Here is a 13,916-nt window from a genome sequence, read left to right as displayed (position 1 = left end):
ATGTCGAATTACCCCGCGGCGTACCAGGTGAGCAAGGGTTCGGTATTGAATGTGGACCGGGATTTCTACCGGACACTCGTCGCCGACCCAGCGCAACGCAAACTCGTTGAATCGCACATCGTTCCTATCCGCAGCGGATTTGCCTGGAAGGTTCCCGCGGGCCATGTCTTTCGCATCGTCACGCTCGAAGGCCCGCAAGTGGCGGACTTCAATATGTGGAACCTGCACAATCCGCGCGAACGCATGTGGGCGTCCCGGACCCGCCAATTGCAGCAGGCACATGTCAGCACGCACGACCGCATCTGGTCCACGCTGCCGTACCTGCGCCCCATGGTCACGATCACCGACGACACGCTGGCCGGCTACGGCAAGGACAGCGATGGCGGACGGGTGCACGATCTGCTGGGCACGCGTTGCGACCCCTACGTCAACAAGCTGCTAACGGGCGAGGACTTCCACTTCCATTGCCATTCCAATCTGACACGCGCCGTGGCGCCGCATGGCCTGACGGAATTCGACGTCCATGATGTGCTCAACGTGTTCCAGGTCACCGGACTGAACGACGACGACAAATACTTCATGAAGGCATGTCCGGCCAAGCCAGGCGACTACCTGGAGTTCTTTGCCGAGATGGACCTGCTCTGCGCGATGTCGACCTGCCCCGGGGGCGATTTGTCCGTGCCAATGTGGGGCCCCGATGCGCGCGATCCCATCGACGTATGCCGCCCTCTGGGCGTGGAGGTCTATGCGTTGGACCCAGCCCTGCTGCAAGGCTGGACACCGCCCGAGGTTTCACCGTATAAGGGCGTCCACGGACTGCACCCTGAAAGGGTCGAGTGGAAATAACAACAAGAGGCGCCCGGCCACGCCGCGGCGCCTTGCAAGGAGCCCATGCCATCATGCCCGCCGAACGCGACACCGGAATCTCGATCGCCGAACGCATCAGCCACCAGCTGCGCGATGACATCATGGAAGGCAAGCTGCCCCCGGGCACGCAATTGGTCGAAGTCGATCTGGCCGCTGACTATGGCGCGTCGCGCAACACCATCCGTGAAGTCCTGCACCAGCTGGGCCGCGAAGGGCTGGCAACATTCATCCGCCATAAGGGGGTGGTGGTCCGCCGCATGGAACGCAAGGATCTGCGCGAGATCTACGCGGCCCGCCGCGCCCTGGAACTGCAGGCCATCTCCGGCAGCCTCCCGTTGCAGCCTGCGTTGCTGGACAAGATGCTCACAGCCATTGATGCGGCCGAACGCGCGCTTGCCAGGAAGAAATGGCGCAATGTCGGCACGCTGAGCCTGCAGGTGCACCAGCATATCGTCGCGCAGCTCGGCAGCCGTCTGCTGGACGAGTTCTTCCTCACGCTTTGTGCACAGCTACGCCTGGTATTTGCATCGGAGGTCGATGAAAGCCTTATCCAGACCCCCGACTGGATCGAACGCGAGCGCCGCATCCACGGCCTATTGGTGGAGGGCCGGCGCGACCTGGCCGCACAAGCGCTCGCTGACTATCTCGACGACTCCGAACGCACGCTGATGGCCGTACTGACGCGCCTGAAGCAGCAGGCCAAGTAGGACGCGCCGCGGGCCGACAAGGCCCTAGGCGCGCGCGTCTGCTACAGGTTCGGCATAGCTGCCGTCCTCCCGGTGCGTTTCCTCTCCGCTCAACGGTGGATTGAACACACAAACCAGGCGCAGATCGCCCTTCACTGCCCGAAGCACATGTTGATCGTTCTTGTCCAAGGCGTATAAGGTGCCCGGCCGTATGGCGTGCGTGGCGCCCGTGGCCACGTCCAGCACCTCGCCTTCGCCTTCCATGCAATAGTTTGCCTCGTAATGGTGCTTGTAGTGCAGGTGCAGCTCTGCACCTTCGAAGACTCGCGTTTCATGCACTGAATACCCGATGCCGTCGCGCTTGACGATCATGCGTCTGCTTTCCCAGCCCGGCCCGCGGGCGTGGCGTTCGGTGTTGGTGAGTTCGTCGCTGTGGATAACTATCATAGGTGGGATCCGGGAACAGTTGGATGAAAGTCGATGTCTGCGTCACGAGGATCCGAGGGCATCCTCAATCTGCATGGCTGCCAATAACAAGGCTCGGTCGCCGCGACGCAGGCCGGTCGCCATCAGGCCCACAGCCTGCGGCGTCGCCAGACCGCCTGGCAAGGAAATGCTGGGCAGGTCCAGGCGATTGGCAAATTCCGTCAGGCTGAATGCACGCGCGTTCTCGCGTAGATAGATGTCGTCGTCAGCCAGCAGCGCGACCGGCGGAGGCAGCATGGGCACCGTCGGCGTCAACACGGCGTCCGCGCCTGCGACAGCATCGTCGTACTCCCGGCGCAATTCCGCCAGCCGGCGTCGCGCAGCGATATAGACGTGCGCCGGCACTTGCGCCCCCAACAACATGCGTGGTCCCACGCGAGGATCGTAGCGAGCAGCGTCCGCCGCCAAACGGGACGCATGCAGGGCGTAGGCGTCGGCCGCGATGATCCCGCCGTCCCGCGCCACGCGGCCAGCCTGCGCCAGACAAGGCATCGGTATGCGGCGCAGCACAGCGCCGGCATCCATCAGGCGCTCCAACCATATGGCAAACGCGGTCCTGACGTCTGCGTCCAGCAGCTCCTCTACGTGGTCCGGCACCACGAACACCCTGCCTGTCAGCGGCTTCGCGCCGCAGTCGCCCGATGCAGACGCCGCGGTATCCCATGGCGCCAGCACCTTGTCCACACGCAGGCATTGAGCGGCGCTTGCAGCGATGATGCCGGGCACATCGAAGGTAGGCGACAGATACATCATGCCCGCGTCCTCGTATCGCCCATGCGACGGCTTGAAGCCCGCGACACCGCAAAACGCCGCGGGAATGCGTGCCGACCCGCTCGTGTCCGACGCTAGCGCTACGTTCACCATGCCCCGTGCCACCGCAACCGCTCCGCCGCTACTGGAGCCTCCGGCGACGCGCGGCACATCGGTCAACAGCGGCGACAACGGCGTGCCGAACCGGCCATTCAGTCCCAGCGCGCCATAGGCGAACTCGGTCATATTGTTCTGCGCCAGCAGAACCGCTCCCGCACGCCGCAGCCCACGCACCAGCGCGGCATCCCTGCTGGCCGCCGGCGCGTCGGCCAGCACCCGCGAACCCGCGTGCGTCGTCCACCCCCGCACATCGAAACAGGCCTTGACGCCCAGCACCATGCCGGCCAGGGGCTCGTCGTCCGGAGTTAGCGCGCGCAAAGCGTCGCGCGCCCGCGCTTCGGCCAACGCAACCTCGTCGCGGCGCGACACCATGGCCAGGGCGGCGCTCGCGGGGTCGGCCGCCGCCCGTTCCAGGCAAGCGGACACCGCGCGCAGCGCAACGTCGCGCCGTTCAGGAAACATGGACATGGCTTAGAAAGTCCTTGACGCGCGGGTCCGCGCTTGCCAACACCTCGGCCGGCGGCGCGTCCAGCAGCACGCGTCCACCCTCCATGAACACCACGCGATCGGACACCTTGAACGCGAACCCCATCTCATGCGTCACTGTCAGCATCGTCATGCCTTCGCGCGCGAGCGTTTCCACCACTTTGAGAACTTCGGCGACCAACTCCGGATCCAGTGCCGACGTTGGCTCGTCGAACAGCATGATGGAAGGGCGCATGGCCAGCGCGCGGGCGATCGCCACGCGTTGCTGCTGGCCACCCGAAAGTTGATGTGGATATTTGTGCGCGTGATCCAGCATGCCCACCTTGTTGAGCAGCACCAGCGCTTCGCGGCGCAACACCTCTGCGTTGCCGCGCCGGTGGTATTGCGGCGCCAACATGACGTTCTGCAGCACTGTCTTGTGCGGAAACAGGTTGAAGCTCTGGAACACCATGCCAATATCGAGGATGCGATCCCCAGGGCCCGCCTGCGCACCGGTCCGCGACGATCCCAGGAAGGGTTTGCCATGCAACAGCACTTCGCCGCCGTCCAGCGTCTCCAAGCCATTCAAGGTTCGTATCAAAGACGTCTTGCCCGAACCGGACGGACCGATGATGCTGATGACTTCCCCGGCCTTGACCGTGAGGTCTATGCCCTTGAGCACCTCATGGTCGCCAAAGCGCTTGCGGGCCTGCCGCACCTCCAGGGCGGGCGCGTCGCCCGTGGCCGTCAGTGCTGGTCCGGACTGTCCTTCCTGTATCTGCCGCCGCGCTTCTTCGTTCAATGCCAGCGGCTTGGGCGCGCGCCGCAAGATGTTCATGTGCGACTCCAGCCAGCCCAACAGCTTGTCGAACAGCGTGACGATCAGCACGTAGTACAACGCCACGGCCAGCATGGTCTCGAACACCAGGAAATTCTGCGTGTACAAGCGCTGGCCTACCAGCAGTATCTCTGCCAGCGAGATTACCGAGACCAACGACGTCAGCTTGGCGATCGTGATGAACTCGTTGCTCAAGGCGGGCAGGGCGATTCGCAGTGCCTGCGGAATCACGATCATGCGCTGGATGCCGGCATAGCGTATGCCCAACGCGCGCCCCGCCTCTATCTGCCCGCGCGGCACGCCCAGGATGCCACCGCGGTGGATCTCGGCGATGAAGGCCGTTTCGCTCACGACCAAGGCGGTCAGCCCGGCGTAGAACGGGTCCGACAATAGCGCACCTGCTGCGGGGAATACCTGCGGCAGGTTGTAGATGAACACCAGCAGCACCAACAGCGGCAGGCTGCGGAAGAACCAGATGTACAGACCCGCCAGACGGCTGATGAAAGGGTTCTTCGCTTGCTTGCCCAGCGCCAGCAGAAAGCCCGCCGCCACGCCTATCACCCACGTTGCCGTGCTCAGCTTTACCACCACCCAGCACGCCTTCCAGAAGTCGGTGTCCCAGAGCAGGCTGACGGCATAGTCCCAGTCGAAATGCATGGTCGCGGATCCTGTCGCGGCGTTAACGCGCCGGACCCGCCAGGGCGGCCTGGATTTCCGCGGCGGACGGTTCCTCCAGCCCGTAACGCGCCAACAGCGCCTGGTACTCGCCGCTGTCGCGTGCGCGCTGCAGCGCCCCGTTCAGCGCGCCCTGCAGTTCTTTCGATTCCTTGTTGATCCCCAGCCCGATCACGATCGGATAAAGCAGGGAAGTCGAGGTCACTTTCAAGCTGTCTTTGGACTGCGTCAGCATGCCGTGCACCACCGCGGCGTCCTCGATCATCGCGTCCGCCGCCTGCGAACGCAGCGCCATCATCGCCTCGGGAGAGGTCGGAAATTCCAGTACCTTGATCTCTCCCTGGCCCTTGGGCACGCAAGTCTCGCGCGAGACCTTCTGCAGCTTCGGCGTCCACGAGGCCCCCTTGATTGAGGCCACACGCTTGCCGCAGAGCGCCTCCGGCCCCGCAGGGGCGTACTGGCTACTGGCCAGCACCAGCAGCGATGCACCGGTCTTCAGGTAAGGAATGAAATCGATCAACTTGGTGCGCTCAGGCGTAACGTAAAGCGCCGACGCGACGGTATCGAACCGGCGCGCCCGCATGCCCAGGATCAGGTCGGGAAAGCGCGTGTCGACGAACACGGGCTGCAGGGACAGCTTGGACGCCAGCAGCCGGGAGAAGTCCGCATCGAAACCTGCGGGCTTTCCGCCTTCCATATAGGCATAGGGCGGGTAGGTGAGATCGGAACCTATCGTCAGGCTGTCTGCCTTGATGGTGCCGGCGCCAAACACCACGGGAGTTGCCGTGCACAACATGAACGCGGCCAGTGCGAGAGCGACGCCTCGACGCGACGCCACCAGAATCTGAGTGAGCATGTTTTTCCCTTGGAACGCCCTGAGAGCCGCGACCAGACTGAATCTGCCTATACCGGGAGGTATTTTTCGCATCAGGATTGTTGAACAATTTTTGCGATTTTCCGGCAACGCGAACACAGCGGATATGGGTATTTTCCCTAGCGTTTTCGCCAGGTGCGGCAGATTTCCCGGCTGTCGGCCCGTGCCCGCCGCACGACGAACAGGCGCGCGCAATGACGGCGATCGGAACCCGATCGACCAGGATCGTGCCAAGTAGGGGAATGGCTCGCGCAAGGCGAGCAATGGCCGTCTCTACGCAGCCAGTCAAGGGCCAGGGACTTCGGCCAAAGGCCGCTATCCGGACTGGCCCTTATCTCTCAGGACGCAGCGCCGCCGGACTTCGATACCCGCAGATCCAGCCACGCCACCAACAGCAAGCCGCCCGCCAGGCCCAGGTGCTCGAAAAACGAGTTGGCCGCCATGAAGCGCTCTTGCCCCGCGGGCATTTCCCAAAAGCGCAACGCGATGCCCGTCGCCACCAGCGTGAAGGCCGCCAGCGCCAAGGCGCCCAGCCAACGCAGCCGGCCGGCCAGGATCATGATGGAGGCCACCAGCTCCAACGCAATCACCAGCACGGCGAACAGCGGCTCGGGTGACAGGCCGAAGTGCGCCATTTCGCGCAGCGCTCCAGGAAAATCGGTGAGCTTCACCAAGCCTCCCTGGATGTAAGCGGCGCACAGCCCCAGATAAGCCAGGAAGCGGACCGCGGCCGCGCCGAACAGCGGACGAGCCCGGTCGGCCAGCCGCCGTTCCCATCGGAAGGAAGCATTCATTGCCTGTCCCCTCAGACGGCCCAGCAAGAGCAGCCCAGAGCGCCAAAAAAGCCCTGCAGGTCCGAGCTGGGCGCGTTCGACGCCCAGGCCCGGGCATGGTCATGTCCATGCAGACCGCAGGAGCTGGCGCACGCGCAGGCCGCCATATTGCGGTAGCCCAGCGAGTTGCGGCCGGCGCCGTCCGGATCGCCCCAGGCGGCATAGCCGCCAAACAACCGGGTAGGCGACCAGTCGGGCATGGCAGGTGGCAGCGGGTTGTCGTCCAGCGGCGCGAATTCGCCCGCGCCGTACACCACCCGGCCGCCCACCACCGTCAGGTCCGACGTCAAAAACGAAATCTCGTCCTCCGCGCAGCTGAAGTAGTCCTTGTCCGGCACGATGAAATCGGCAAGCTGGCCCGGTTCGATGCGGCCGCGCTTGCCTTCCTCGTTGGAGAACCACGCCACGTTCTCGGTCCACATGCGCAGCGCCGTCTCGCGGTCCAGGCAGTTGCGCGCGGGATAGAGGCGAGTGCCTCCAACGGTCTTGCCCGTGACCATCCACGACAAGGACACCCAGGGATTGTAGGAAGCAACCCGGGTCGCGTCGGTGCCAGCTGAAACCTTTACGCCGCGTTGCAGGATCTTGGCGACAGGCGGCGTGGCTTCGGCGGCTTTTGCGCCGTAGCGCTCAATGAAATACTCCCCCTGGTAGGCCATGCGGTGCTGCACGGCAATGCCCCCGCCCAAGGCGGCGATGCGGTCGATCGATTTATCGGAGATGGTCTCTGCGTGGTCGAAAAACCAGTTCAGCCCGGTCAGCGGCGTATCGCGATGCACTTTCTCGAACACGTCCAGCGCGCGCGCAATGGTCTCGTCATAAGTGGCATGCAAGCGCCACGGCCACTTGTTCTGCACCAGCACACGCACCACTTCTTCCAGCTCACCTTCCATTTCCGGCGGCATGTCCGGACGCTCGACGCGGAAGTCCTCGAAGTCCGCCGCCGAGAACACCAGCATTTCGCCCGCGCCGTTATGCCGGAAATAATCGGTGCCTTGCTTGTATTTCACGCTCGACGTCCAGTTGAGGAAGTCCTCTTTTTCCTGCTTGGGCTTCTGCGTGAAGAGGTTGTAGGCCAGCCGCACCGTCATCTGGTTGTCGTCGGCCAGCTTCTGGATGACGGCATAGTCGTCCGGATAGTTCTGGAAGCCGCCGCCCGCGTCGATCACCCCGGTAACGCCAAGGCGATTCAGCTCTCGCATGAAATGGCGCGTGGAATTGACCTGGTAGTCGAAGGGCAGCTTGGGGCCCTTGGCTAGCGTCGCGTACAGAATGGTCGCGTTGGGCTTGGCCAGCAGCAACCCCGTGGGGTTGCCCTGGGCATCGCGCATGATCTCGCCACCGGGTGGATTGGGTGTGGTCTTGGTATAGCCCACCGCGCGCAGCGCGGCGCCGTTGAGCAGCGCGCGGTCGTACAGATGCAGAAGGAACACCGGCGTGTCGGGCGCGATGGCGTTGATCTCCTCGATGGTGGGCAAGCGCTTTTCGGCGAACTGATGCTCGGTGAAGCCGCCCACCACGCGCACCCATTGCGGCGCGGGCGTGATGGCGACTTGGCGCTTGAGCATGGCCATGGCGTCGGCCAGGGAACGCACGCCATCCCAGCGCAGCTCCATGTTGTAGTTCAGGCCGCCGCGCACTACATGGGTATGGTTGTCGAACAGGCCAGGCAGGGCCGCTCGGCGCTTCAGGTCGATGACCCGCGTGCCTGTGCCGGCCAGCGCCATGACTTCGGCATCGGTGCCGACAGCCACGAACCTGCCGTCCTTGATCGCGACCGCGCTGGCCTGAGGCCTGGCGCGGTCCAGCGTGGTGATGCGGCCATTATGGAAGATGACATCCGGTGTTGCGTTGGACATGGCGGGAACTCCTTGGGAACTGGCGATGGCGTGGCGCCCCAACATGCCGTTGAGGGCCAGGGCGGAAGCTACACCGATAAGGTCGCGGCGGGTAGGCATACGAGGTCTCCTTGGGTGCAGGGACAGGTTCAGCTTTGTTCTTTATCCCGGGGCTGGCGGCCGGGCAGTTGCCCGAACACGTGGGCCACGGCTTTTTCCTTGTCGCAGGCGGCGACGAAAGGCGTTCCGTTGAGCAGCTGCCTGCCCACCGGAATGACCTGTTCGCCAACCAGGATGCCGAGCAAGCCGATCAGCGCCACGAGCGGCGGCGCGGGCGAACGGACTTGCAGCAAGCTGTAGACCACGCCGACCAGCAGTCCGGCGCCCAGGGAAAGCAGATAGATTTTCATGCGCGTCCTCGCGATATCAATAGGTGGTGAGTGGATGGGGTTCAGGCGTGCGTATCGGCCAGGAGGACCTCGGCGTCGTCCAGGGCCGTCAGGTGCAGGTCGATTTCGTCGCGGATGGCAGCGCCGTCGCCCAGGCCGATCTCCACGCCGTTGACTTCCAACCTGCCCTTGGAGGCAACCAGATAGCCGCGACGCCGGCCTCGCGCGAACCGATAGATGGCGGCTTCGCCCGCCTTCAAAGCCAGGGTGAGCACCCGCGCATCGCTGCGGATGGGCAACGCGTCTTCGTCGCCGTCGATGCCGCTGGCCAGCGTAAGGAACCGCCCCCTGCTGGCTTCGCGGGTAAAGGACTTTCGGCCCCAGCTAGGCGGCGCGCCGCGATGGTCCGGCTCGATCCAGATCTGGAACACGTGCGCGGGTCTGCCTTCCATATTGAACTCGGCATGCGTAACCCCGCTGCCCGCGCTTATGACCTGCACCTCGCCAGCGTTCGTGCGCCCCCGGTTGCCCAGGTCGTCTTCATGAGTGAGCGCCCCTTCCCGCACGCAGGTAATGATTTCCATGTCCGCATGCAGCGAGGGAGGAAAGCCCGCGCCCGGCGCTATCGTTTCGTCGTTCCATGCGCGCAACGCGCCCCAGCGCATGCGGGCGGGATTCTGGTAATTGGCGAAGGAAAAATGATGCTTCACGTCTAGCCAGCCGCGGCGGGCATGGCCCAGGCTTGCAAGAGGGCGGCGCTCAATCATCGCGCGTCTCCCAGGCCGGGCAATGGCAAATCGTGGCGACATGGTTCGTGTGGTTCATGAGCTAGCTCCCGCCGCGGTCCGTCAGTGCTTGAGGGCCAGGAAGTGATGCACTTCGGGCTTGTCCGGACCTATGTGAAAGCGCAGCGCTTCGGCCTGCAGATCGGCGTCGGCGTGGGAAACCCGGTGATGCTGGCGCAGGTGTTCGGCCCAGGATTCCACGAAGAACCACTCGACCACCCGCTGCGGATCGCCGGTATGTTCCACGACTCCCCACGCGTATGCTCCGTCGCGCAACCGCTCTTGCGACAGACGTTTCATGGCGTCGAGAAAGGCTGGCCGATCCTCCTGGCGGATGCGGTACTCAACCTGCACCAACACCGGCCCACGGTCATTGGCGACGGGCTCGGCCACCAGCGGCTCCGGCCAGTGGTTCGAGGCCTGAAGGTCCGCTTCACCAATGGGCAGGCGGGCACGGTGGAACAGCAGCGCAACCACGACCAAGCCGGCGGCGCTTACCGCCAAGGCGTAAGGCACGCCGATCTCCCGCGCGACCAGGCCCCAGCCCAAGCTGCCGGCCGCCATCGCGCCGTTGAAGACCATCAGGTACACCGCCAATCCGCGGCCTCGCACCCAGTTTGGCAGTACGGCCTGGGCCACGCCGTTGAACGTGGTGAGCGCAGTGATCCAACCCATGCCCAAAAAGACCAGCATCAGCACGGCCAGCCATTGGGGCGGCGCAAACACCAGCACGGCCATGACCGCCGCGCTGGCCACGGACGCCGCCAGCACCAGCCCGTCGGCATTCAGACGGGCGCTGAGCTTGGGCATGACCAGCGCGCCAATGATCGCGCCCGCGCCTACCGCGCCCAGCAGCACGCCGTAGAAGCCCGACGAGCCGCCCAGCATCTGCCGTGCCACCAAGGGCAGTAATGCCCAGACGGCGCTGGCGAACAGGAAGAAGACGGCTGCGCGCAATAGCACGCGATGCAGTTCCTTGCTGGCCCGCGTATAACGCAGCCCCGCGCGAAACGCCCCAAAGAAGTTCTCCGACAGCGCGCTATCGACGGTCGCGGGGCGTTTCCACCACAGCAACGCCGCAATGACGAACACGTAGCTCAGTACGTCCATTCCATATGTGACCGCCGCGCCAAAGCTGGCCAGGATCAAGCCGCCAGCCGCCGGACCGATGGCCCGGGCGATATTGATGCCCAGCGAATTCAGCGCGACAGCCCCCTTGAGCTCTTCGCGCGGCACGAGTTCGGGGACGATGGATTGCCAGGTCGGTCCCATCAGGGCGGCGCCAATGCCGCCGACGAAGGTCAGCGCAATCAGGTAGTCGACGGTCAGGGCGCCAAAGTGCGACAGCAGCAGCAGCGTGCCGCTGACACAGGCAAGCAGGACCTGCACGAATATCAGGAAACGGCGGCGGTCCAGGATGTCGGAAAGCACGCCCGCCGGGATCGCCAGCAGGAATATCGGCAGCGTCGCAGCCGTCTGGATCAGCGCCACGGCAGTAGGGCTGGCCGACAGGTCCGTCACCAGCCAGGAGCTGGCCACGTCCCGCATGAAACTTCCAACGTTGCCCAGCACCGTCGCGGCCCACAGCACGGCGAACACGGACTGGCGCAAGGGCGCAAAGGTGCCTGGCGCTTTGGTCTTTATTTCTGGCATGGGACTCTCCTAGATCGCGCGAGGCTGCTCCGGACTAAAAGTCCCGCCGCCCGCCGTACTCAAAAGCAAAAGCCGGGCTGCGCCGAGCATTGGTCTCGGCGGCCCGGCACGCGGTTTACTGAGCGGGGTTGGGGCCAATGCGTTCGCCGTGCTTGACGCGCTCTTCGAGCTTGTGCACATGCGTCACCGCATAGTCGATGCCCATGCCGTACGCGCCGGAGTGTTCTTTGACGATGCCGGTAACGGCGTCATAGGTTTCCTTGCGCGCCCAGTCACGCTGCCATTCCAGCATCACTTGCTGCCAGGTCACCGGCACGGCGCCGGCCTGCACCATGCGGTCCATGGCGTACTTGTGCGCATCCACCGACGTGCCGCCCGAGGCGTCAGCCACCATGTAGATTTCGTAATCGCCTTCGAGCATGGCGCAGAGCGCGAAAGTGGTATTGCAGACCTCGGTCCACAGTCCGGCAACGATGACCTTCTTGCGGCCGTTGGCAGCCAGCGCATCGCGCACGTTCTGATCGTCCCAGGAGTTCATGGAGGTGCGCTCCAGGATCTTGTGCTCGGGGAACACGGCCAGCAACTCAGGGTAGGTGTTGCCCGAGAAGCTGTCGGTTTCGACGGTGGTGATGGTGGTCGGGATGTTGAACGCGCGAGCGGCCTTGGCCAGGCCCACCACGTTGTTCTTCAGGGTCTGGCGATCGATGGATTGAACGCCAAACGCCATTTGCGGCTGCTGGTCGATGAAGATGATCTGGCTGTTCTGCGGGGTCAGGACTTCGAGGTACTTGTTGGCGGACATGGCAGGTCTCTCTTTCAGGAAAACTAGCGGGGAATAGGGTCGGCTAGGGCCGGTTCAGCGACCACCGGGAGTGCATCTGGAAGAATCCGGCACGCCCTGTTTGTCGGTGTGTTCATAGTAGGGAGAGGCCGTGGTCCTGAGAACCCGCAGCGCGGAATTCCATCCTTTCCATTTTTTGCATGATGCTGGCCGCGGACCGGGTTTTGCTGCGCCGCGTTCACCACCGTTCTTGTCCATGCCATAGGCAACGGCTATCATCGGCGCGAGCATTTCCCGAGAGCAAGAGATGAACAAGCTGCCAGATCTGGAAGGTTGGGCGATATTCGCCAAGGTCGCCGAGACCGGATCGTTCGCCAAGGCGGCGGCCGAGTTTTCCCTGTCGCAAGCCACGGTTTCCAAGACCATCAGCCGTCTGGAAGCCCGCATGAAAGCCACCCTGTTCCATCGCACTTCCCGCAGCATGACGCTGACCGAGTCCGGGTACGCGGCGCTTGAACGCGCTGCCCGCATCCTTGAAGAAGGCGAAGCGGTCGAAAGCGAAGTACGAGAAAAATCAACCAGCCTGTGCGGCAAGATCAGGCTGTCCGCGCCCATGTCTTTCGGCGTCACGCATCTGGCGCCCATGCTGCCGCCATTCATGCAGGCCAATCCCGACGTGGCCCTGGAAATCGAATTCAGCGACAAGCAGGCCGACCTGGTCTCGGAACGCTTCGATCTGGCCCTGCGGATCTCCAACCTGGTGGACTCCACGTTGCTGGCGCGGCGCCTGTGTTCCGTGCGCATCCTGCTGGTAGGCGCGCCGAGCTATTTCAAGCGCGCGGGGCGTCCCAAGCATCCCAAAGACCTCGCGCAGCACACCGCGCTGCAATACATGTATGCGCGCAATGGATCCAGCTGGCGCTTTCGCCATGAGAAGCATGGCGAGTTCTCGCAGTCCATGCCCGTGCTTCTGAACGTGAACAACGCGGAAGCCCTGACACCGGCATTGCAGGCGGGCATGGGGCTGGCCCTGCAGCCGGAGTTCCTGGCCTGGCAGGACCTGCAATCGGGCGCGCTGGAAACCGTCATGGACGACTGGCAAGTGGACCCTATCGCCCTGCACATCGTCACTCCCCCCGGGCGCCGGCGCCCGGCCCGGGTACAAGCCTTCATCGAGTATCTGGCCGAGCGCCTGACGGCCGAGCCCTGGGCCAATGATGTGCAGGTGTAGGTGATGAGCGCGACGACATTTACCCTGCCGCTGGGATACTCCGACGTCCCGGCAGGCCATATCGCAAGCGTGGTGACCGACCTGGAAATGCGCGCGCCACCGGCGCCTTCCCCGGACCGCCTGCCCGAGGGCCTGGTCTTGGCACCCATGGACCAAGCCGACCCCGGCGCCTTCCGCGCCTTGTTCCGCAAGATAGGCGCGGACTGGCTCTGGTATTCGCGCCTGCTGATGCCCGATGACGAGTTGGCCGCCATCCTGGACGACAGCCAGGTCGAGACCTTCGTCATTCGGCAAGAAGGCGAGGATATCGGCCTGCTCGAACTGGATTACCGGCAGCCGCACAGCTGCGAACTCACCTTCCTGGGATTTATCGCGGGACTTACCGGCAAAGGATATGGACGCGCCGTAATGAACGCCGCTGTCCGGATGGCTTGGTCGAAGGATATTCGCCGCATGTGGGTGCATACGTGCAGCTACGACCACCCGGCGGCGCTCGCCTTCTACATCCGATCCGGATTCCGCCCCTATGCGACTCGCATCGAGGTTCAGGTCGACCCCAGATTGACGGGCCACCTCCCGCGCAATGCCGCCGCGCATGTGCCCATCATCGAACCAAGGCCAACCGCGGAATGAAAAAAAGGGCTG

14 protein-coding genes are annotated in these 13,916 nt (G+C 64.1%); 4 read left to right on the top strand and 10 right to left on the bottom strand.

All coding sequences use genetic code 11. The features are described 5' to 3' along the window. Both VCS63_RS03125 and VCS63_RS03120 read left to right on the top strand, forming a co-directional pair. Positions 1 to 846 (top strand): urea carboxylase-associated family protein, encoded by an 846-nt coding sequence (locus VCS63_RS03125; protein ID WP_042795839.1) that lies wholly within the window; start codon positions 1 to 3, stop codon positions 844 to 846. A 53-nt stretch (positions 847 to 899) separates the two neighbouring features. Next, the gene (locus tag VCS63_RS03120; RefSeq protein ID WP_063639132.1) at positions 900 to 1,574 is read left to right on the top strand and encodes a GntR family transcriptional regulator; all 675 of its coding nucleotides are present in this window, start codon (positions 900 to 902) and stop codon (positions 1,572 to 1,574) included. Between the two features lie 24 nt (positions 1,575 to 1,598). On the opposite strand, the gene VCS63_RS03115 is transcribed toward VCS63_RS03120, so the two are convergent. The 10 genes from VCS63_RS03115 to VCS63_RS03070 all read right to left on the bottom strand — a co-directional run bounded on the left by VCS63_RS03115 (position 1,599) and on the right by VCS63_RS03070 (position 12,061). Then, a complete protein-coding gene (locus VCS63_RS03115) occupies positions 1,599 to 2,000 on the bottom strand; it encodes an ectoine synthase (RefSeq protein WP_063961608.1) in 402 nt (133 codons plus the stop codon). Positions 2,001 to 2,042: 42 nt separating this feature from the next. Continuing rightward, positions 2,043 to 3,377, bottom strand: a complete 1,335-nt coding sequence (locus VCS63_RS03110; protein ID WP_323878390.1) for an amidase family protein — start codon at positions 3,375 to 3,377, stop codon at positions 2,043 to 2,045. Continuing rightward, positions 3,361 to 4,869: an amino acid ABC transporter permease/ATP-binding protein gene (locus VCS63_RS03105; RefSeq protein ID WP_323878387.1), complete on the bottom strand. Its 1,509-nt coding sequence runs from the start codon at positions 4,867 to 4,869 to the stop codon at positions 3,361 to 3,363. Before VCS63_RS03105 ends, VCS63_RS03110 begins: the two co-directional genes overlap by 17 nt. 22 nt (positions 4,870 to 4,891) lie before the next feature. Continuing rightward, a complete protein-coding gene (locus VCS63_RS03100) occupies positions 4,892 to 5,743 on the bottom strand; it encodes an ABC transporter substrate-binding protein (RefSeq protein WP_323878384.1) in 852 nt (283 codons plus the stop codon). Between the two features lie 356 nt (positions 5,744 to 6,099). Beyond that, entirely contained in the window at positions 6,100 to 6,555 is a 456-nt protein-coding gene (locus tag VCS63_RS03095) for a DoxX family protein (RefSeq protein WP_323878382.1), read from the bottom strand. Positions 6,556 to 6,566: 11 nt separating this feature from the next. Beyond that, a complete protein-coding gene (locus tag VCS63_RS03090; RefSeq protein ID WP_042797473.1) occupies positions 6,567 to 8,453 on the bottom strand; it encodes an amidohydrolase in 1,887 nt (628 codons plus the stop codon). A gap of 128 nt (positions 8,454 to 8,581) precedes the next feature. Beyond that, on the bottom strand, positions 8,582 to 8,842 hold the full coding sequence (locus tag VCS63_RS03085) for a XapX domain-containing protein (protein ID WP_042795845.1): 261 nt from the start codon (positions 8,840 to 8,842) through the stop codon (positions 8,582 to 8,584). 41 nt (positions 8,843 to 8,883) lie between these two features. Beyond that, positions 8,884 to 9,588, bottom strand: coding sequence for a pirin family protein (locus tag VCS63_RS03080; RefSeq protein WP_323878380.1), 705 nt, complete (start codon positions 9,586 to 9,588; stop codon positions 8,884 to 8,886). 81 nt (positions 9,589 to 9,669) lie between these two features. Further along, on the bottom strand, positions 9,670 to 11,259 hold the full coding sequence (locus tag VCS63_RS03075; RefSeq protein WP_042795847.1) for an MFS transporter: 1,590 nt from the start codon (positions 11,257 to 11,259) through the stop codon (positions 9,670 to 9,672). Positions 11,260 to 11,374: 115 nt separating this feature from the next. Then, the gene (locus VCS63_RS03070) at positions 11,375 to 12,061 is read right to left on the bottom strand and encodes a hydrolase (RefSeq protein WP_042795848.1); all 687 of its coding nucleotides are present in this window, start codon (positions 12,059 to 12,061) and stop codon (positions 11,375 to 11,377) included. Between the two features lie 286 nt (positions 12,062 to 12,347). On the opposite strand from VCS63_RS03070, the gene VCS63_RS03065 reads away from it, so the two are divergent. Both VCS63_RS03065 and VCS63_RS03060 read left to right on the top strand, forming a co-directional pair. Continuing rightward, the gene (locus tag VCS63_RS03065) at positions 12,348 to 13,271 is read left to right on the top strand and encodes a LysR family transcriptional regulator (protein ID WP_042795849.1); all 924 of its coding nucleotides are present in this window, start codon (positions 12,348 to 12,350) and stop codon (positions 13,269 to 13,271) included. Positions 13,272 to 13,274: 3 nt separating this feature from the next. Continuing rightward, a complete protein-coding gene (locus VCS63_RS03060) occupies positions 13,275 to 13,904 on the top strand; it encodes a GNAT family N-acetyltransferase (protein WP_323878377.1) in 630 nt (209 codons plus the stop codon). Positions 13,905 to 13,916: the final 12 nt, after the last annotated feature.

Origin of the sequence: Achromobacter sp. D10 (assembly GCF_035282245.1) — a bacterium.
In the GTDB taxonomy this organism is placed as follows: Bacteria; Pseudomonadota; Gammaproteobacteria; order Burkholderiales; family Burkholderiaceae_B; genus Achromobacter; species Achromobacter insolitus.
This window is presented reverse-complemented; position numbering and strand designations above follow the sequence as displayed.

Excerpts from the sequence above, each read along its gene's own strand:
- VCS63_RS03125 (WP_042795839.1), top strand. The coding sequence starts at position 1 with ATGTCGAATTACCCCGCGGCGTACCAGGTGAGCAAGGGTTCGGTATTG.
- VCS63_RS03120 (WP_063639132.1), top strand. The coding sequence starts at position 900 with ATGCCCGCCGAACGCGACACCGGAATCTCGATCGCCGAACGCATCAGC.
- VCS63_RS03115 (WP_063961608.1), bottom strand. The coding sequence starts at position 2,000 with ATGATAGTTATCCACAGCGACGAACTCACCAACACCGAACGCCACGCC.
- VCS63_RS03110 (WP_323878390.1), bottom strand. The coding sequence starts at position 3,377 with ATGTCCATGTTTCCTGAACGGCGCGACGTTGCGCTGCGCGCGGTGTCC.
- VCS63_RS03105 (WP_323878387.1), bottom strand. The coding sequence starts at position 4,869 with ATGCATTTCGACTGGGACTATGCCGTCAGCCTGCTCTGGGACACCGAC.
- VCS63_RS03100 (WP_323878384.1), bottom strand. The coding sequence starts at position 5,743 with ATGCTCACTCAGATTCTGGTGGCGTCGCGTCGAGGCGTCGCTCTCGCA.
- VCS63_RS03095 (WP_323878382.1), bottom strand. The coding sequence starts at position 6,555 with ATGAATGCTTCCTTCCGATGGGAACGGCGGCTGGCCGACCGGGCTCGT.
- VCS63_RS03090 (WP_042797473.1), bottom strand. The coding sequence starts at position 8,453 with ATGTCCAACGCAACACCGGATGTCATCTTCCATAATGGCCGCATCACC.
- VCS63_RS03085 (WP_042795845.1), bottom strand. The coding sequence starts at position 8,842 with ATGAAAATCTATCTGCTTTCCCTGGGCGCCGGACTGCTGGTCGGCGTG.
- VCS63_RS03080 (WP_323878380.1), bottom strand. The coding sequence starts at position 9,588 with ATGATTGAGCGCCGCCCTCTTGCAAGCCTGGGCCATGCCCGCCGCGGC.
- VCS63_RS03075 (WP_042795847.1), bottom strand. The coding sequence starts at position 11,259 with ATGCCAGAAATAAAGACCAAAGCGCCAGGCACCTTTGCGCCCTTGCGC.
- VCS63_RS03070 (WP_042795848.1), bottom strand. The coding sequence starts at position 12,061 with ATGTCCGCCAACAAGTACCTCGAAGTCCTGACCCCGCAGAACAGCCAG.
- VCS63_RS03065 (WP_042795849.1), top strand. The coding sequence starts at position 12,348 with ATGAACAAGCTGCCAGATCTGGAAGGTTGGGCGATATTCGCCAAGGTC.
- VCS63_RS03060 (WP_323878377.1), top strand. The coding sequence starts at position 13,275 with ATGAGCGCGACGACATTTACCCTGCCGCTGGGATACTCCGACGTCCCG.